Source organism: Pseudomonas sp. B6001, from assembly GCF_013386015.1.
In the GTDB taxonomy this organism is placed as follows: domain Bacteria; phylum Pseudomonadota; class Gammaproteobacteria; order Pseudomonadales; family Pseudomonadaceae; genus Aquipseudomonas.
Genome location: NZ_JACAOX010000013.1, coordinates 1 through 18,178 on the forward strand (window position 1 = coordinate 1; position 18,178 = coordinate 18,178).

The 18,178-nt window shown below is 55.6% G+C and carries 14 protein-coding genes and 4 tRNA genes; all 18 read left to right on the forward strand.

Translation table 11 applies throughout. The annotated features are described in order from the left end of the window. Window positions 1–141 precede the first annotated feature (141 nt). The gene (birA, locus tag HX821_RS14170; protein ID WP_003210105.1) at window positions 142–1,101 is read left to right on the forward strand and encodes a bifunctional biotin--[acetyl-CoA-carboxylase] ligase/biotin operon repressor BirA; all 960 of its coding nucleotides are present in this window, start codon (window positions 142–144) and stop codon (window positions 1,099–1,101) included. After that, the gene (locus HX821_RS14175) at window positions 1,091–1,840 is read left to right on the forward strand and encodes a pantothenate kinase (protein WP_087692333.1); all 750 of its coding nucleotides are present in this window, start codon (window positions 1,091–1,093) and stop codon (window positions 1,838–1,840) included. Before birA ends, HX821_RS14175 begins: the two co-directional genes overlap by 11 nt. A 7-nt stretch (window positions 1,841–1,847) precedes the next feature. Next, window positions 1,848–2,294 (forward strand): hypothetical protein, encoded by a 447-nt coding sequence (locus HX821_RS14180; RefSeq protein ID WP_003210101.1) that lies wholly within the window; start codon window positions 1,848–1,850, stop codon window positions 2,292–2,294. Window positions 2,295–2,437: 143 nt separating this feature from the next. Then, window positions 2,438–2,522 (forward strand) — tRNA-Tyr (locus tag HX821_RS14185). Window positions 2,523–2,545: 23 nt separating this feature from the next. Beyond that, window positions 2,546–2,619, forward strand: a tRNA-Gly gene (locus HX821_RS14190). A gap of 26 nt (window positions 2,620–2,645) precedes the next feature. Beyond that, window positions 2,646–2,721: transfer RNA gene (locus HX821_RS14195), tRNA-Thr, on the forward strand. A gap of 163 nt (window positions 2,722–2,884) precedes the next feature. Further along, window positions 2,885–2,960 (forward strand) — tRNA-Trp (locus tag HX821_RS14200). A 45-nt stretch (window positions 2,961–3,005) separates the two neighbouring features. After that, window positions 3,006–3,374 carry a preprotein translocase subunit SecE gene (gene secE / locus HX821_RS14205; protein ID WP_003210099.1) on the forward strand — a complete coding sequence of 123 codons (369 nt, stop codon included), beginning with the start codon at window positions 3,006–3,008 and terminating at the stop codon, window positions 3,372–3,374. 9 nt (window positions 3,375–3,383) lie between these two features. Further along, the gene (gene nusG, locus HX821_RS14210) at window positions 3,384–3,917 is read left to right on the forward strand and encodes a transcription termination/antitermination protein NusG (protein WP_003176436.1); all 534 of its coding nucleotides are present in this window, start codon (window positions 3,384–3,386) and stop codon (window positions 3,915–3,917) included. Window positions 3,918–4,034: 117 nt separating this feature from the next. Continuing rightward, window positions 4,035–4,466 carry a 50S ribosomal protein L11 gene (gene rplK / locus HX821_RS14215; RefSeq protein WP_003210097.1) on the forward strand — a complete coding sequence of 144 codons (432 nt, stop codon included), beginning with the start codon at window positions 4,035–4,037 and terminating at the stop codon, window positions 4,464–4,466. Further along, window positions 4,466–5,161 carry a 50S ribosomal protein L1 gene (rplA, locus tag HX821_RS14220; protein ID WP_003176434.1) on the forward strand — a complete coding sequence of 232 codons (696 nt, stop codon included), beginning with the start codon at window positions 4,466–4,468 and terminating at the stop codon, window positions 5,159–5,161. The genes rplK and rplA overlap by 1 nt, the downstream gene beginning before the upstream one ends. Before the next feature lie 198 nt (window positions 5,162–5,359). Then, window positions 5,360–5,860 carry a 50S ribosomal protein L10 gene (gene rplJ, locus HX821_RS14225; RefSeq protein ID WP_003210095.1) on the forward strand — a complete coding sequence of 167 codons (501 nt, stop codon included), beginning with the start codon at window positions 5,360–5,362 and terminating at the stop codon, window positions 5,858–5,860. Window positions 5,861–5,938: 78 nt separating this feature from the next. Further along, complete coding sequence (rplL, locus tag HX821_RS14230) at window positions 5,939–6,304, forward strand: 50S ribosomal protein L7/L12 (RefSeq protein WP_003210093.1); 366 nt, start codon at window positions 5,939–5,941, stop codon at window positions 6,302–6,304. Between the two features lie 220 nt (window positions 6,305–6,524). Then, window positions 6,525–10,598, forward strand: coding sequence for a DNA-directed RNA polymerase subunit beta (rpoB, locus tag HX821_RS14235; protein ID WP_008436421.1), 4,074 nt, complete (start codon window positions 6,525–6,527; stop codon window positions 10,596–10,598). A 64-nt stretch (window positions 10,599–10,662) separates the two neighbouring features. Further along, window positions 10,663–14,862: a DNA-directed RNA polymerase subunit beta' gene (gene rpoC, locus HX821_RS14240; RefSeq protein WP_003210090.1), complete on the forward strand. Its 4,200-nt coding sequence runs from the start codon at window positions 10,663–10,665 to the stop codon at window positions 14,860–14,862. Window positions 14,863–15,078: 216 nt separating this feature from the next. Then, entirely contained in the window at window positions 15,079–15,450 is a 372-nt protein-coding gene (gene rpsL, locus HX821_RS14245; protein WP_002555494.1) for a 30S ribosomal protein S12, read from the forward strand. A gap of 118 nt (window positions 15,451–15,568) precedes the next feature. Further along, window positions 15,569–16,039, forward strand: coding sequence for a 30S ribosomal protein S7 (gene rpsG, locus HX821_RS14250; protein ID WP_002555493.1), 471 nt, complete (start codon window positions 15,569–15,571; stop codon window positions 16,037–16,039). A gap of 30 nt (window positions 16,040–16,069) precedes the next feature. Beyond that, window positions 16,070–18,175, forward strand: coding sequence for an elongation factor G (gene fusA, locus HX821_RS14255; protein ID WP_003210087.1), 2,106 nt, complete (start codon window positions 16,070–16,072; stop codon window positions 18,173–18,175). The last annotated feature ends 3 nt before the right edge of the window (window positions 18,176–18,178 follow it).

Here is an 18,178-nt window from a genome sequence, read left to right on the forward strand (position 1 = left end):
CGCAGTCAGGGGTTTTGTTTTGGGCGGTCGGAAAATTTGGGCGGTCGAATTTCAAGCATCTTCAATGCTAACGTCCTGCCTTTCTATGCAATGGCCTAATGCATGGCTATCATGCGTGCCTCATTGTGAGGCGAGACCTGCATGCTGACGTTGTTGAAACTTCTAAAAGATGGTCGATTCCACTCCGGGGAGGCGCTCGGTGCTGCCTTGGGTGTCAGTCGCAGTGCTGTATGGAAGCAGCTTCAGCATCTCGAGGCGGAATTGGGTCTACCTATCCATAAAGTGCGCGGCAGGGGGTATCAGTTGGCTGCGCCCCTGATACTGTTAAGTGCCGATGAAATAGCTCGGCATGTACCTGTTCCTGCATGGCCTGTTCATATCTCTGACTCCATTGACTCTACCAATGCCGAGGCATTGCGGCTGATTGAATCGGGTCGCACTGCGCCATTTCTTGTGCTTTCAGAACAGCAAACTGCAGGCAGGGGAAGGCGCGGACGAAAGTGGGTCAGTCCTTTCGCTCAAAACGTCTACTACAGCCTTGTGATGCGGATCGAAGGCGGCATGCGTCAGTTGGAAGGGCTAAGCCTGGTGGTCGGACTTGCAGTTATGCAGGCGCTGCGCGACGCGGGTGTTCGTGGTGCAGGGTTGAAGTGGCCAAATGACGTTTTGGTCGGGCAGAAAAAGATCGCCGGAATTCTCCTGGAACTGGTCGGGGATCCCGCTGACGTCTGTCACGTCGTTATTGGTATCGGCATCAACGTGAACATGCAGAAGGCGGATGAGGTCGATCAGCAATGGAGCTCCGTACAGTTGGAGAGCGGCAGTGCTGTTGATCGCAACTACCTGGTAGCGCGTCTTGGAGTGCAGCTGCAGGCTTATCTTGAGCGTCACCAGGCATCTGGCTTTTCGGCAATTCAGGGTGAGTGGGAGCAAAGCCATTTATGGCAGGGCCGGCCTGTATCGCTCATCGCGGGCGTGAACCAGATTGACGGCGTGGTGCTGGGGGTCGATGGGCAAGGTGCATTGCGGTTGAGCGTGGATGGTGTTGAGAAAGTATATAGCGGTGGTGAGCTAAGCCTGAGGTTGCGTGATGATTCTTGAGCTCGACTGTGGGAATAGCTTTATCAAATGGCGGGTACTTGAGTCGGATAAGGCTCGTATCTTTGCCGAAGGTGTCGTTGGGTCGGATGCCTCGCTGATCGACAGCCTGTTCGCGCTCACGGGGCTCGCGTTAAAAGACTGCCGGCTGGTGAGTGTTCGCGCTTCGGATGAGACGAGTCAACTGGTCGCTACCCTGGTCGAGGCATTTGGCGTCAAGGTGCTGTGTGCTGCTTCGGCGAGGCAGATGGGTGGGGTGCGGAACGGGTACGAAGATTTCGAGCGCCTGGGACTGGATCGTTGGCTCGCGATGCTGGGTGGGTTTCAGCTGGCGTCGGGCGCGTGCCTGGTGCTCGATTTTGGCACCGCCGCAACAGCAGACTTCATTTCCGCAGACGGTGAGCATCTCGGCGGTTTCATTTGTCCGGGGATGCCGCTGATGCGTAATCAGCTTCGAACACATACCCGCAAAATACGCTATGACGATATCGCCGCTGAACGGGCTCTTGAGGCGCTGTCTCCAGGGCGCACAACTGTGGAGGCGGTAGAGCGCGGCTGTACGCTCATGCTGAGGGGTTTTGTGTTGACCCAGCTGGAGTTGGCTCGAAGCTATTGGGGGAGCGATTTTACCGTCTTCCTTACCGGTGGGGACGCTGAGCTCGTGGCTGACGCTGTGCCTCACGGTAGGCTTGTCCCTGATCTGGTTTTTGTTGGCTTGGCGATGGCGTGCCCTTTGTCCTGAGGTTTTTATGCGTTGGCTGTTTCTGCTTTTGCTGGTCCTCAATGTCTTCTATTACATCTGGCATCAGCAGGAGGCCCCTCTGCGCGCTAAAGATGTCACGCCTTTGGCTCTCTATCGTGGTTCTCAGCAAGATATCCGCCTGTTGAGCGAATCGGCTGATGCGATGGTTCGGCGAGACAGGGCAAAAGCGCCTGATGCGCAGGCGATGTGCTTGTATATCGGCGGTTTGCCTGATCAGAAAGAGGCTCAATCCGTTGAGCAGCGCCTCACGAGCCTGGATATCAAGGTCAGGCTGCAGTCTCTGAACCTGCCTGATGCGTCGGGATACTGGCTGCGAGTGGCCCCTGAAAGCAGGCGTCTGGCCGATGATCTGCCCTTTGAAAACCTTGCTAATGAATTCAATGAGTTAAAACATAAAATAATGCCGTGCGAAGGCATTGCAACCTTCGAATAGTTTGCATAGAATGGCGCCCGCTTCGCAGTGAAGACCTTCTAGGTCGACAGGGTGAAGTGAAGGTCAACGCAGCTAACCTCATATTTTTTAATGAGAAAATGCTTGACAGAAGGCTGGCATGATGTAGAATGCCGGCTCGCTTAGGAGGGGTTCCCGAGCGGCCAAAGGGATCAGACTGTAAATCTGACGTCTACGACTTCGAAGGTTCGAATCCTTCCCCCTCCACCATTTTAGCGTGAGCTGCAAGCTCCGCGGGTATAGTTTAGTGGTAGAACCTCAGCCTTCCAAGCTGATGATGCGGGTTCGATTCCCGCTACCCGCTCCAAGTTTGCAGGTTGTGCAAGTTGTTTCGCTCTTGTAGCTCAGTTGGTAGAGCACACCCTTGGTAAGGGTGAGGTCAGCGGTTCAAATCCGCTCAAGAGCTCCATATAACAAGGCAGATATGAAAATATCTGCCTTTGTTTTAACAGCTACCTCCGGTTGAATATGCCCTCTCTCGCTGTTTTGTTTGGGTGGGTTTCAGGTCTGCAGGGGTTTGTTGTTGTAAAGTCTTTTTCAGATCGGCATAATTGTCGGCCTGATTTTGTTTTAGGTCAGTAGCTCAATTGGCAGAGCGACGGTCTCCAAAACCGTAGGTTGGGGGTTCGATTCCCTCCTGACCTGCCAGATTCACTTGGTGTGTCTGGCTTTCTTTTCACAGGATCTTCATAGATGACTCCTAAGGCTGAAGCTCAAGGCTCTCGCTTCGATCTGCTCAAGTGGCTTGTAGTAGTCGCTGTTGTGGTTGTAGGCGTTGTTGGCAACCAGTACTACTCTGGGTCGCCAATCCTGTACCGTGTCCTCGCATTGCTCGCCCTTGCTGCTGTTGCTGCCTTTGTTGGCCTGCAGACTGCAAAAGGCAAGTCGTTTGCGGTCCTGGTGAAGGAAGCTCGTACCGAGATCCGTAAAGTCGTTTGGCCGACTCGCCAAGAAACCACGCAGACCACGTTGATCGTGGTAGCTGTTGTTCTGGTTATGGCGTTGCTGTTGTGGGGGCTTGATTCCCTGCTCGGCTGGCTTGTTTCCTTGATTGTTGGCTAAGGGTGTCCCGTGGCTAAGCGTTGGTACGTTGTGCATGCTTACTCGGGTTACGAGAAGCATGTCATGCGCTCTTTGCTAGAGCGCGTAAAGCTGGCAGGCATGGAAGATGGCTTCGGCGAAATTCTGGTTCCCACTGAAGAAGTGGTTGAAATGCGTAATGGCCAGAAACGCAAAAGCGAACGTAAGTTCTTCCCTGGCTACGTGCTGGTTCAAATGGACATGAATGAGGGTACTTGGCACTTGGTCAAGGACACTCCTCGCGTCATGGGTTTCATCGGCGGTACCGCTGATAAGCCTGCTCCGATCACTGACAAAGAAGCAGAAGCAATTCTGCGTCGCGTTGCTGATGGTAGCGACAAGCCCAAGCCGAAGACGTTGTTCGAGCCGGGTGAGGTTGTTCGTGTCACAGATGGTCCGTTCGCTGATTTTAACGGCACCGTCGAAGAAGTTAACTACGAAAAGAGCCGGATCCAAGTGGCAGTGCTCATTTTCGGTCGCTCTACTCCGGTAGAGCTAGAGTTCAGCCAGGTCGAAAAAGTCTAGCTGAGCAAGCATCCCAACCCCGCAGCCTTAGGCTGTGGGGTTTTGTCGTCACTGGGATAAACGCGCAAGTAACCGGGGAGCCTTTCGAGGCGTTCGAACCCGTAATTGGAGTGCCTCATGGCCAAGAAGATTACCGCTTACATCAAGCTGCAAGTGAAGGCCGCTCAGGCCAACCCAAGCCCACCTGTTGGTCCAGCTCTGGGTCAGCACGGCGTGAACATCATGGAATTCTGCAAGGCCTTCAACGCCCGTACTCAGGGTATTGAGCCAGGTCTGCCGACTCCAGTGATCATCACTGTATACAGCGACCGTAGCTTCACCTTCGAAACCAAGTCGACCCCGGCTTCGGTTCTGTTGAAGAAAGCTGCTGGTCTGACTAGCGGTTCCGCTCGTCCTAACACCGTTAAGGTTGGCACCGTGACCCGTGCTCAGCTGGAAGAAATCGCGAAAACCAAAAACGCGGATCTGACTGCAGCTGATATGGATGCAGCCGTGCGTACCATCGCCGGTTCTGCTCGTAGCATGGGCCTTAACGTGGAGGGTGTGTAATGGCTAAGCTGACCAAGCGCCAAAAGGCTATCGCCGGCAAAATCGAAGCGGGCAAGTCCTACAATTTTGTAGACGCTGCTGCTCTGCTGACCGAGCTGTCGACTGTCAAGTTCAGCGAGTCTGTTGACGTTGCTGTAAACCTGGGCGTTGACCCACGTAAATCCGACCAGGTCGTTCGTAGCGCTACTGTGCTGCCACACGGTACTGGCAAGACCGTACGTGTAGCTGTCTTCACCCAAGGCCCAGCAGCTGAAGCTGCTCTGGCCGCCGGCGCCGATCGCGTTGGCATGGACGACCTGGCTGCCGAAATGAAAGGCGGCGACCTGAACTATGACGTCGTAATTGCTTCCCCGGATGCAATGCGCGTTGTAGGTCAGCTGGGTCAGATCCTTGGTCCACGTGGTCTGATGCCTAACCCTAAAGTCGGCACCGTGACTCCAGACGTAGCTACCGCGGTTAAAAACGCCAAGGCTGGTCAGGTTCGTTATCGCACCGACAAAAACGGCATCATTCACACCTCCGTTGGCAAAGTCGGCTTTGATGCCGTCAAGCTGAAGGAAAACGTTGAAGCCCTGATCGCTGATCTGAAGCGTATCAAGCCAGCTTCCTCGAAAGGTATCTACGTCAAGCGCGTTACCCTGAGCACCACTATGGGCCCAGGTCTGGTCATCGACCAAGGCTCGCTGGACGTATAAGACACAAATTGGCGCAAGTAATTGCGCCAATTGAAAGATTGGGGTCCCTGCCTGGCGGGGGCTATCCAAGACCGTAGGCGACGCAAGTCTTAAACCACAAGCCTACGCAGATGGTGCTCCCGGTTCCTTACCGAATCAGACACCAAAACGACATCCGGCCCAGGCCAGATGAAACGGTAACAAGCAGGAGTTAAACCCGTGGCAATTAATCTCGAAGACAAGAAGGCCATCGTCGCTGAAGTCAACGAGGCTGCCAAAGCTGCTCTGTCCGCTGTCGTGGCTGATGCCCGTGGTGTGACAGTAAGCGCTATGACCGGACTCCGTAAAGAGGCTCGTGAAGCTGGCGTATACGTACGTGTTGTACGTAACACCCTGCTCAAGCGCGCTGTTGCTGACACTGAATACAGTGTCCTCAACGACGTGTTCACTGGCCCGACCCTGATTGCGTTCTCCAAGGAACATCCTGGCGCTGCTGCCCGTTTGTTCAAGGAATTCGCCAAGGGTCAGGATAAGTTCGAGATCAAGGCAGCTGCGTTCGAGGGCAAGTTCCTCGCAGCTAACCAAATCGACGTACTGGCAACACTGCCGACCCGTAACGAAGCTATTTCTCAGCTGATGAGCGTGATTCAAGGCGCTACCAGCAAGTTGGCTCGTACTCTGGCCGCAGTTCGCGAGCAAAAAGAAGCTGCCGCAGCCTAAGGCTGAGCATCTCCTCTCGCGTATTTTTGTTTATTTCGATGGCCGCGTAGGCCGTCCCCCAATTCAGGAATTACAGCAATGTCTATCTCCCAAGACGATATCCTCAACGCCGTAGCTGAAATGTCGGTTCTGCAGGTTGTTGAGCTGATCAAAGCTTTCGAAGAAAAATTCGGTGTTTCCGCTGCCGCTGCTTCGGCTGGCCCAGCTGTTGCCGCTGTTGCTGCTGAAGAGCAAACCGAATTCAACGTCATGCTGCTGGAAGCTGGCGAGAAGAAAGTAAACGTGATCAAGGCAGTACGTGAACTGACCGGTCTGGGCCTGAAAGAAGCCAAGGCAGTAGTTGACGGCGCCCCTGCCCAGGTTCTGGAAGCAGTGTCGAAAGACGCAGCTGACAAAGCTAAAGCAGTGCTGGAAGAAGCAGGCGCTAAAGTCGAGCTGAAGTAAGCATCGACCTTGCGTCTCCAGCCCAAGCGTTAAGCTGAAGGCTGATGGCTGGTGGCTCTTGCCACCGGCCTTTTTCCGTTATTGGCAATCGACTCGGTCGTCGCCTATAACGCGCTGTAACCACCCGATGCGGTGGCGCAAACCATGGGGTTTGCAAGATTTTCTGGCTGCTCCCGTCGGGAGGGGCCAAACAAGCAGGTGACCAAGCTGGGGAACGCTGATGGCTTACTCATATACTGAGAAAAAACGTATCCGCAAGGACTTTAGCAAGTTGCCGGACGTCATGGATGTCCCGTACCTTCTGGCTATCCAGCTGGATTCGTATCGTGAATTCTTGCAGGCGGGAGCGACCAAAGATCAGTTCCGCGACGTGGGCCTGCATGCGGCCTTCAAATCCGTTTTCCCGATCATCAGCTACTCCGGCAATGCTGCGCTGGAGTACGTCGGTTATCGCCTGGGCGAACCGGCATTTGATGTCAAAGAATGCGTGTTGCGCGGTGTTACGTACGCCGTACCTTTGCGGGTAAAAGTCCGTCTGATCATCTTCGACAAAGAGTCGTCGAACAAAGCGATCAAGGACATCAAAGAGCAAGAAGTCTACATGGGTGAAATCCCCCTGATGACTGAGAACGGTACCTTCGTTATCAACGGTACCGAGCGCGTTATCGTTTCCCAGCTGCACCGTTCCCCGGGCGTGTTCTTTGACCACGACCGCGGCAAGACGCACAGCTCCGGCAAGCTCCTGTACTCCGCGCGGATCATTCCGTACCGCGGTTCGTGGTTGGACTTCGAGTTCGACCCGAAAGACTGCGTGTTCGTGCGTATCGACCGTCGTCGCAAGCTGCCGGCCTCGGTACTGCTGCGCGCGCTCGGCTATACCACTGAGCAAGTGCTGGACGCTTTCTACACCACTAACGTATTCCACCTGAGCGGCGAAACCCTCAGCCTGGAACTGGTGCCTCAGCGCCTGCGTGGTGAGATTGCCGTTCTGGACATCCAGGACGACAAAGGCAAGGTCATCGTTGAAGCCGGCCGTCGTATTACCGCGCGCCACATCAACCAGATCGAAAAAGCCGGTATCAAGACGCTGGAAGTGCCTCTGGACTACGTCCTGGGTCGCACCACCGCCAAGGTCATCGTGCACCCGGCCACCGGCGAAATCCTGGCTGAATGCAACACCGAGCTGAACACCGAGATCCTGGCGAAAATCGCCAAGTCCCAGGTTGTTCGCATCGAGACCCTGTACACCAACGACATCGACTGCGGCCCGTTCGTCTCCGACACCCTGAAGATCGACTCCACCAGCAACCAATTGGAAGCGCTGGTCGAGATCTATCGCATGATGCGTCCTGGCGAGCCACCAACCAAAGACGCTGCCGAGACCCTGTTCAACAACCTGTTCTTCAGCCCTGAGCGCTATGACCTGTCTGCGGTCGGCCGGATGAAGTTCAACCGTCGTATCGGTCGTACCGAGATCGAAGGTTCGGGCGTGCTGTGCAAGGAAGACATCGTCGCGGTACTGAAGACCCTGGTCGACATCCGTAACGGCAAAGGCATCGTCGATGACATCGACCACCTGGGTAACCGTCGTGTTCGCTGCGTAGGCGAAATGGCCGAGAACCAGTTCCGCGTTGGCCTGGTACGTGTTGAGCGTGCGGTCAAAGAGCGTCTGTCGATGGCCGAAAGCGAAGGCCTGATGCCGCAAGACCTGATCAACGCCAAGCCAGTGGCTGCGGCGGTGAAAGAGTTCTTCGGTTCCAGCCAGCTCTCGCAGTTCATGGACCAGAACAACCCGCTCTCCGAGATCACCCACAAGCGCCGTGTTTCCGCACTGGGCCCGGGCGGTCTGACTCGTGAGCGTGCAGGCTTTGAAGTCCGTGACGTACACCCGACTCACTACGGTCGTGTATGCCCGATTGAAACGCCGGAAGGTCCGAACATCGGCCTGATCAACTCCCTGGCTGCCTATGCGCGCACCAACCAGTACGGCTTCCTCGAGAGCCCGTACCGCGTGGTGAAAGACGCACTGGTCACCGACGAGATCGTGTTCCTGTCCGCCATCGAAGAAGCTGATCACGTGATCGCTCAGGCTTCGGCCACGATGAACGACAAGAAAATGCTGATCGACGAGCTGGTAGCTGTTCGTCACTTGAACGAGTTCACCGTCAAGGCGCCGGAAGACGTCACCTTGATGGACGTATCGCCGAAGCAGGTAGTTTCGGTTGCAGCGTCGCTGATCCCGTTCCTGGAACACGATGACGCCAACCGTGCGTTGATGGGTTCCAACATGCAGCGTCAAGCTGTACCGACCCTGCGCGCTGACAAGCCGCTGGTAGGTACCGGCATGGAGCGTAACGTAGCCCGTGACTCCGGCGTTTGCGTCGTGGCTCGTCGTGGCGGCGTGATCGACTCCGTTGATGCCAGCCGTATCGTGGTTCGTGTTGCCGATGACGAAGTTGAAACTGGCGAAGCCGGTGTCGACATCTACAACCTGACCAAATACACCCGCTCCAACCAGAACACCTGCATCAACCAGCGTCCGCTGGTCAGCAAGGGTGATCGGGTTCAGCGCAGCGACATCATGGCAGACGGTCCGTCCACCGATATGGGTGAGCTGGCACTGGGTCAGAACATGCGCATCGCGTTCATGGCCTGGAACGGTTACAACTTCGAAGACTCCATCTGCCTGTCCGAGCGTGTGGTTCAGGAAGATCGCTTCACCACGATCCACATTCAGGAACTGACCTGTGTGGCGCGTGACACCAAGCTTGGGCCAGAGGAAATCACTGCAGACATCCCGAACGTGGGTGAAGCTGCACTGAACAAGCTGGACGAAGCCGGTATCGTTTACGTAGGTGCTGAAGTTGGCGCAGGCGACATTCTGGTAGGTAAGGTCACTCCGAAAGGCGAGACCCAACTGACTCCGGAAGAGAAGCTGTTGCGTGCCATCTTCGGTGAAAAAGCCAGCGACGTTAAAGACACTTCCCTGCGTGTACCTACCGGTACCAAGGGCACTGTCATCGACGTACAGGTCTTCACCCGTGACGGCGTTGAGCGTGATGCTCGTGCGCTGTCCATCGAGAAGACCCAACTCGACGAGATCCGCAAGGATCTGAACGAAGAGTTCCGTATCGTTGAAGGCGCGACCTTCGAACGTCTGCGTTCCGCCCTGGTAGGCCACAAGGCTGAAGGCGGCGCAGGTCTGAAGAAAGGTCAGGACATCACCGACGAAGTACTCGACGGTCTTGAGCACGGGCAGTGGTTCAAACTGCGCATGGCTGAAGATGCTCTGAACGAGCAGCTCGAGAAGGCCCAGGCCTACATCGTCGATCGTCGCCGTCTGCTGGACGACAAGTTCGAAGACAAGAAGCGCAAACTGCAGCAGGGCGATGACCTGGCTCCAGGCGTGCTGAAAATCGTCAAGGTTTACCTGGCAATCCGTCGCCGCATCCAGCCGGGCGACAAGATGGCCGGTCGTCACGGTAACAAAGGTGTGGTCTCCGTGATCATGCCGGTTGAAGACATGCCGCACGATGCCAATGGCACCCCGGTCGATGTCGTCCTCAACCCGTTGGGCGTACCTTCGCGTATGAACGTTGGTCAGATCCTTGAAACCCACCTGGGCCTCGCGGCCAAAGGTCTGGGCGAGAAGATCAACCGTATGATCGAAGAGCAGCGCAAGGTTGCAGACCTGCGCAAGTTCCTGCACGAGATCTACAACGAGATCGGCGGTCGCAACGAAGAGCTGGACACCTTCTCCGACCAGGAAATCCTGGATCTGGCGAAGAACCTGCGCGGCGGCGTTCCAATGGCTACCCCGGTGTTCGACGGTGCCAAGGAAAGCGAAATCAAGGCCATGCTGAAACTGGCAGACCTGCCAGAAAGCGGCCAGATGCAGCTGTTCGACGGCCGTACCGGCAACAAGTTTGAGCGCCCGGTTACTGTTGGCTACATGTACATGCTGAAGCTGAACCACTTGGTAGACGACAAGATGCACGCTCGTTCTACCGGTTCGTACAGCCTGGTTACCCAGCAGCCGCTGGGTGGTAAGGCTCAGTTCGGTGGTCAGCGTTTCGGGGAGATGGAGGTCTGGGCACTGGAAGCATACGGTGCTGCTTACACTCTGCAAGAAATGCTCACAGTGAAGTCGGACGATGTGAACGGTCGGACCAAGATGTACAAAAACATCGTGGACGGCGATCACCGTATGGAGCCGGGCATGCCCGAGTCTTTCAACGTGTTGATCAAAGAAATTCGTTCCCTCGGCATCGATATCGATCTGGAAACCGAATAACACGTGACGCGAATCGAGAGCGGGGCTGTTTAGCCCGCTCTCTGCTCCGCCAGGAGGAAAGGCCTTGAAAGACCTACTGAATTTGCTGAAAAACCAGGGTCAAGTCGAAGAGTTCGACGCCATCCGTATTGGGTTGGCATCGCCTGAGATGATCCGTTCGTGGTCGTTCGGTGAAGTTAAAAAGCCGGAAACCATCAACTACCGTACGTTCAAACCAGAGCGTGACGGCCTGTTCTGCGCCAAGATCTTTGGCCCGGTAAAGGATTACGAGTGCCTGTGCGGTAAGTACAAGCGCTTGAAGCACCGTGGTGTGATCTGCGAGAAGTGCGGCGTTGAAGTTGCACTGGCCAAGGTTCGTCGTGAGCGCATGGCGCACATCGAGCTGGCTTCGCCGGTTGCCCACATCTGGTTCCTGAAATCACTGCCGTCCCGTATCGGCTTGCTGATGGACATGACCCTGCGTGATATCGAGCGCGTTCTCTACTTCGAGAGCTATGTCGTTATCGATCCAGGCATGACCACCCTTGAAAAGGGTCAGCTGCTGAACGACGAGCAGTATTTCGAAGCGCTGGAAGAGTTCGGCGACGATTTCGATGCCCGCATGGGTGCCGAAGCTGTCCGCGAACTGCTGCACGCTATCGACCTGGAACACGAGATTGGCCGTCTGCGTGAAGAAATTCCGCAAACCAACTCCGAAACCAAGATCAAGAAACTGTCCAAGCGTCTGAAGTTGATGGAAGCCTTCCAGGGTTCCGGCAACTTGCCAGAGTGGATGGTGCTGACCGTTCTGCCGGTTCTGCCGCCAGACCTGCGTCCGCTGGTACCGTTGGATGGTGGTCGCTTCGCGACTTCCGACCTCAACGACCTGTACCGTCGCGTGATCAACCGTAACAACCGCTTGAAGCGTCTGCTCGACCTGTCCGCTCCGGACATCATCGTGCGCAACGAAAAGCGTATGTTGCAGGAAGCTGTCGATGCCCTGCTCGACAACGGTCGTCGTGGCCGCGCTATCACCGGTTCGAACAAGCGTCCTCTGAAATCCCTGGCTGACATGATCAAGGGTAAGCAGGGTCGTTTCCGTCAGAACTTGCTCGGTAAGCGTGTTGACTACTCCGGTCGTTCGGTAATTACCGTAGGCCCGACCCTGCGTCTGCACCAGTGCGGTCTGCCGAAGAAGATGGCTCTCGAGCTGTTCAAGCCGTTCATTTTCGGCAAGCTGGAAATGCGTGGTCTCGCGACCACCATCAAAGCTGCCAAGAAAATGGTCGAGCGCGAGCTGCCAGAGGTTTGGGACGTTCTCGCTGAAGTGATCCGTGAACACCCGGTTCTCCTCAACCGTGCACCGACCCTTCACCGTCTGGGTATCCAGGCGTTTGAACCAGTACTGATCGAAGGTAAGGCTATCCAGCTGCACCCGCTGGTCTGTGCTGCGTACAACGCCGACTTCGACGGCGACCAAATGGCCGTGCACGTACCGCTGACGCTGGAAGCCCAGCTGGAAGCGCGTGCGTTGATGATGTCGACCAACAACATTCTGTCGCCAGCCAACGGTGAGCCAATCATCGTTCCGTCGCAGGACGTTGTATTGGGTCTGTACTACATGACTCGTGAAGCGATCAACGCCAAGGGCGAAGGTCGTGTGTTCGCGGATCTGCAGGAAGTTGACCGTGTGTTCCGTGCCGGCGAAGCCGCACTGCACGCCAAGGTTAAAGTCCGCATCCACGAAACTATCAACGATCGTGACGGTGGCAGCGTCAAGAACACCCGTATTGTCGACACCACTGTCGGCCGTGCGCTGCTGTTCCAGGTTGTTCCGCCTGGCCTGTCGTACGACGTGGTCAACCAGCCAATGAAGAAAAAGGCGATCTCCAAGCTGATCAACCAGTGCTACCGCGTGGTTGGTTTGAAAGAGACCGTTATCTTCGCTGACCAGTTGATGTACACCGGTTTTGCTTATTCGACCATTTCCGGCGTTTCCATCGGTGTTAACGACTTCGTTATCCCGGACGAGAAAGCCGCCATCATCGGTGCTGCCACCGATGAAGTGAAAGAGATCGAAAGCCAGTACGCCTCCGGCCTGGTAACCCAGGGCGAGAAGTACAACAAAGTGATCGACCTTTGGTCCAAGGCCAACGACGAAGTGTCGAAGGCGATGATGTCGAACCTCTCGAAAGAGCGTGTTATCGACCGTCATGGCGTGGAAGTCGATCAAGAGTCGTTCAACTCGATGTACATGATGGCCGACTCGGGCGCACGGGGTTCTGCTGCGCAGATCCGTCAGCTCGCCGGTATGCGTGGCCTGATGGCCAAGCCGGACGGTTCCATCATCGAAACGCCGATTACTGCGAACTTCCGTGAAGGTTTGAGCGTACTTCAGTACTTCATCTCGACTCACGGTGCTCGTAAAGGTCTGGCGGATACCGCGTTGAAAACCGCTAACTCCGGTTACCTGACTCGTCGTCTGGTAGACGTTGCGCAAGACTTGGTTGTGACTGAAGTTGACTGCGGCACCGAACACGGTCTGCTGATGACTCCGCACATCGAAGGCGGCGACGTTGTAGAGCCGTTGGGTGAGCGCGTATTGGGTCGAGTAATCGCCCGTGACGTATTCAAGCCAGGTACCGAGGAAGTCATCGTTCCTGCCGGCACCCTGGTAGACGAGAAGTGGGTCGAGTTCATCGAACTCAACAGCATCGACGAAGTGATTGTTCGCTCGCCGATCAGCTGCGAAACCCGCTATGGCATTTGCGCCAAGTGCTACGGCCGTGACTTGGCTCGTGGTCACCAGGTGAACATCGGTGAAGCGGTCGGCGTTATCGCTGCCCAGTCCATCGGTGAGCCGGGTACCCAGCTGACCATGCGTACGTTCCACATCGGTGGTGCGGCAAGCCGGACCTCCGCAGCCGACAGCGTTCAGGTGAAGAATGGCGGTACCGTCCGTCTGCACAACCTGAAGCACGTTGAGCGAGTGGATGGCCACCTGGTTGCTGTGTCCCGTTCCGGTGAGCTGGCAATCGCTGATGACTACGGTCGTGAGCGTGAGCGTTACAAGCTGCCGTACGGTGCTGTGATTTCGGTTAAAGAAGGTGACAAGGTCGACGCTGGCGCAATCGTGGCCAAGTGGGATCCACACACTCACCCAATCGTTACCGAAATGAAAGGTACCGTGACCTACGTGGGCATGGAAGAAGGCATCACGATCAAGCGTCAGACTGACGAATTGACCGGTATGACCAACATTGAAGTACTCGACGCCAAAGACCGTCCAGCTGCAGGCAAAGATATCCGTCCTGCCGTGAAGATGGTTGATGACAACGGCAAGGATCTGTTGCTGCCAGGCACTGACGTTATCGCTCAGTACTTCCTGCCAGCCAACGCCCTGGTCGGTGTTGCGGATGGTGCGAAGATCGCGATCGGTGATGTTATCGCTCGTATCCCGCAAGAAACTTCGAAGACCCGTGACATCACCGGTGGTCTGCCGCGTGTTGCCGATTTGTTCGAAGCTCGTCGTCCGAAAGAAGCGTCGATTCTGGCTGAAGTCAGCGGCACCATCGCGTTCGGTAAAGAGACCAAGGGCAAGCGCCGCCTGGTTATCACCCCGAACGACGGTAGCGATCCGTACGAAGAGCTGATTCCGAAGTGGCGTCACCTGAACGTCTTCGAAGGCGAACAGGTAAACCGCGGCGAAGTTATCTCCGACGGCCCGAGCGATCCACACGACATCCTGCGTCTGCTGGGTGTGAGTGCGCTGGCCAAGTACATCGTTAACGAGATCCAGGACGTTTACCGTCTGCAAGGCGTGAAGATCAACGATAAGCACATCGAGACCATCCTGCGTCAGATGCTGCGTAAAGTTGAAATCGCTGAATCCGGCGATTCGAGTTTCATCAAGGGCGACCAGATGGAACTGACTCACGTACTGGTAGAGAACGAGCGCCTGGCGAACGACGAGAAATTCGTTTCCAAGTTCACTCGTGTGTTGCTGGGTATCACCAAGGCGTCGTTGTCCACTGAGTCGTTCATCTCGGCGGCCTCCTTCCAGGAGACCACTCGCGTACTGACCGAAGCAGCGGTAACCGGCAAGCGCGATTACCTGCGCGGCCTGAAAGAAAACGTGGTTGTGGGTCGTCTGATCCCGGCCGGTACCGGTTTGGCCTACCACAGCGAGCGTAAGCGTCGCCGTGAACTCGACAAGCCGTTGCGCGTAAGCGCCAGTGAAGTGGAAGCTGCACTGACCGAAGCGCTGAACTCAAGCGGTAACTGAGTTCTGCGGTAAATAAGACCGGGCCCTGGCAGCCCCGTTCGTCGGATCGAGACAGATTTGTCCCGGTTCGATGGAAGGGGAGGTCGGGGCCTTGCCTTGACTGGGGACAAGATCCTCTTTAGACTCTTGTACCCCTAAATTTGGCGGGAATTCGTTCCTGCCATTTTGCTTTTCTTGCAAGACAATAGCGTCGCAAGACAACAGTGGAGCTAGTAGATGGCAACTATCAACCAGCTGGTACGTCAGCCGCGTAAGCGTATCGTCGAGAAATCCGACGTGCCTGCGCTGCAGAACTGCCCGCAACGTCGTGGCGTATGCACTCGCGTGTATACCACTACGCCGAAAAAACCTAACTCGGCACTGCGTAAAGTATGCCGTGTGCGCCTGACCAACGGTTTCGAGGTTTCCTCGTACATCGGCGGTGAAGGTCACAACCTGCAAGAGCACAGCGTGGTACTGATCCGCGGCGGTCGTGTAAAAGACTTGCCAGGTGTTCGTTACCACACCGTACGCGGCTCCTTGGATACTTCCGGCGTTAAAGGTCGTAACCAGGGTCGTTCGAAGTACGGTACCAAGAAGCCTAAGTAGTAGCGGCTTTTTGTAAAACTGAATCATCTTATTTTCTGAGTCGATAAGAGTAAGGTCGGAGGCGTCCCGAAAGGGCACCGATTCCGAGCGAACCTGAAGACCGTTTGAGGGCTTATCCATGCCAAGAAGACGCGTAGCAGCCAAGCGCGAAGTGCTTGACGATCCAAAATACGGAAGCCAAATCCTGGCCAAGTTCATGAACCACGTAATGGAAAGCGGCAAGAAAGCCGTTGCCGAGCGTATCGTTTATGGCGCGCTGGAAAAGGTTAAAGAGCGCAAGAACAGCGACCCCCTGGAAATCTTCGAGAAAGCTCTCGACGCCATCGCTCCGCTGGTCGAAGTGAAGTCGCGCCGTGTAGGCGGTGCTACTTACCAGGTTCCGGTTGAAGTTCGCCCGTCCCGTCGTAACGCTTTGGCAATGCGCTGGTTGGTAGACTTCGCCCGTAAGCGCGGCGAGAAGTCTATGGCCCTGCGTTTGGCTGGCGAACTGTTGGACGCTGCTGAAGGTAAAGGTGCTGCTGTTAAGAAGCGTGAAGACGTGCACCGTATGGCTGAAGCCAACAAAGCTTTCTCGCACTACCGCTTCTAATTCTAGCTTCACTAATTTTGCGAGGGCTTTATGGCTCGTACTACTCCGATTAGCCGCTACCGTAACATCGGTATCGTTGCTCACGTGGATGCTGGTAAAACCACCACCACCGAGCGCGTACTGTTTTACACCGGCAAAAGTCACAAAATGGGCGAGGTGCATGACGGCGCCGCGACCACAGACTGGATGGTTCAGGAGCAGGAGCGTGGTATTACCATTACTTCTGCTGCTATTACCGCCTTCTGGAAAGGTTCCGAGAAGCAGTACAAGGACGAGCACCGCTTCAACGTAATCGATACCCCGGGCCACGTAGACTTCACCATTGAAGTTGAGCGTTCCCTGCGCGTACTCGACGGCGCTGTCGTTGTGTTCTGCGGTACTTCGGGTGTTGAGCCTCAGTCGGAAACCGTATGGCGTCAGGCCAACAAGTACGGCGTTCCACGTCTTGTTTACGTAAACAAGATGGACCGTGCTGGTGCCAACTTCCTGCGCGTGATCGGTCAGATCAAACAGCGTCTGGGTCACACTCCGGTGCCAATCCAGTTGGCTATCGGTTCCGAAGACAACTTCCAGGGTCAGATCGATCTGATCAACATGGAAGCTGTTTACTGGAATGACGCTGACAAAGGCATGGTTCCTGTTCGTAAGCCTATCCCTGCAGAACTGCAGGAGCTGGCTGACGAGTGGCGTAACAACATGGTTGAGGCTGCTGCCGAAGCCAGCGAAGAGCTGATGAACAAGTACCTCGAAGGTGAAGAACTCACCAACGTGGAAATCAAGGCCGCTCTGCGTCAGCGTACTATTGCTGGTGAGATCGTTCTGGCTGTTTGCGGTTCTTCCTTCAAGAACAAGGGTGTTCCCCTGGTTCTCGACGCCGTTATCGACTACCTGCCTGCTCCAACCGACATTCCTGCTATCAAGGGTACCAACCCTGATAACGAGGAAGAAGAGATGGAGCGTCACGCCGATGACAGCGAGCCGTTCTCGGCTCTGGCGTTCAAGATCGCTACTGACCCATTCGTGGGTACTTTGACCTTCGTCCGCGTTTACTCGGGCGTGTTGGCCTCCGGCGACGGCGTGATCAACTCGGTTAAAGGCAAGAAAGAGCGTGTGGGTCGTATGGTGCAAATGCACGCAAACGCCCGTGAAGAGATCAAGGAAGTACGCGCTGGTGACATCGCGGCCCTGATCGGCATGAAGGACGTCACCACTGGTGAGACCTTGTGCGACGCTGCCAAGCCAATCATCCTGGTTCGCATGGACTTCCCGGAGCCGGTTATTTCGGTTGCCGTTGAGCCTAAGACCAAGGATGACCAGGAAAAAATGGGTATCGCTCTGGGCAAGCTTGCTCAGGAAGATCCATCTTTCCGCGTCAAGACTGATGAAGAGACTGGTCAAACGATCATCTCCGGCATGGGCGAGCTTCACCTGGACATCCTGGTTGACCGGATGCGCCGTGAGTTCAACGTCGAAGCCAACATCGGTAAGCCTCAGGTTTCCTATCGTGAGCGCATCACGAAGAACTGCGAAATCGAAGGCAAATTCGTTCGTCAGTCCGGCGGTCGTGGCCAGTTCGGCCATTGCTGGATCCGTTTTGCTCCTGCTGATGAAGGTCAGGAAGGTCTGCAATTCGTGAACGAAGTAGTGGGCGGTGTTGTTCCTAAGGAATACATCCCGGCTATCCAGAAGGGTATCGAAGAGCAGATGAAGAACGGTGTTGTTGCCGGCTATCCGCTCATCGGCCTGAAGGCGACCGTTTTTGACGGTTCTTACCACGACGTCGACTCCAACGAGATGGCGTTTAAGGTGGCTGCTTCCATGGCTACCAAGCAACTGGCCCAGAAGGGCGGTGGTGAGTTGCTTGAGCCAATCATGGCAGTAGAAGTCGTTACGCCTGAAGACTACATGGGTGACGTGATGGGCGACCTTAACCGTCGTCGCGGCATGATCTTGGGTATGGAAGATACGGTTTCCGGCAAAGTGATTCGTGCCGAGGTTCCGTTGGGCGAGATGTTCGGTTATGCGACCGACGTTCGTTCCATGTCTCAGGGTCGCGCAAGCTACTCTATGGAATTCAAAAAATACAACACAGCTCCGGCGCACATCGCTGAAACTGTATCCAAAAAACAAGGCTGATTC

What these genes read in the sequence shown, in the direction of transcription:
- rpsL (WP_002555494.1), top strand. Translation starts at nt 15,079, where the DNA reads ATGGCAACTATCAACCAGCTGGTACGTCAGCCGCGTAAGCGTATCGTC.
- rplL (WP_003210093.1), top strand. Translation starts at nt 5,939, where the DNA reads ATGTCTATCTCCCAAGACGATATCCTCAACGCCGTAGCTGAAATGTCG.
- secE (WP_003210099.1), top strand. Translation starts at nt 3,006, where the DNA reads ATGACTCCTAAGGCTGAAGCTCAAGGCTCTCGCTTCGATCTGCTCAAG.
- HX821_RS14175 (WP_087692333.1), top strand. Translation starts at nt 1,091, where the DNA reads ATGATTCTTGAGCTCGACTGTGGGAATAGCTTTATCAAATGGCGGGTA.
- fusA (WP_003210087.1), top strand. Translation starts at nt 16,070, where the DNA reads ATGGCTCGTACTACTCCGATTAGCCGCTACCGTAACATCGGTATCGTT.
- rplA (WP_003176434.1), top strand. Translation starts at nt 4,466, where the DNA reads ATGGCTAAGCTGACCAAGCGCCAAAAGGCTATCGCCGGCAAAATCGAA.
- birA (WP_003210105.1), top strand. Translation starts at nt 142, where the DNA reads ATGCTGACGTTGTTGAAACTTCTAAAAGATGGTCGATTCCACTCCGGG.
- HX821_RS14180 (WP_003210101.1), top strand. Translation starts at nt 1,848, where the DNA reads ATGCGTTGGCTGTTTCTGCTTTTGCTGGTCCTCAATGTCTTCTATTAC.
- rpsG (WP_002555493.1), top strand. Translation starts at nt 15,569, where the DNA reads ATGCCAAGAAGACGCGTAGCAGCCAAGCGCGAAGTGCTTGACGATCCA.
- rplK (WP_003210097.1), top strand. Translation starts at nt 4,035, where the DNA reads ATGGCCAAGAAGATTACCGCTTACATCAAGCTGCAAGTGAAGGCCGCT.
- rpoB (WP_008436421.1), top strand. Translation starts at nt 6,525, where the DNA reads ATGGCTTACTCATATACTGAGAAAAAACGTATCCGCAAGGACTTTAGC.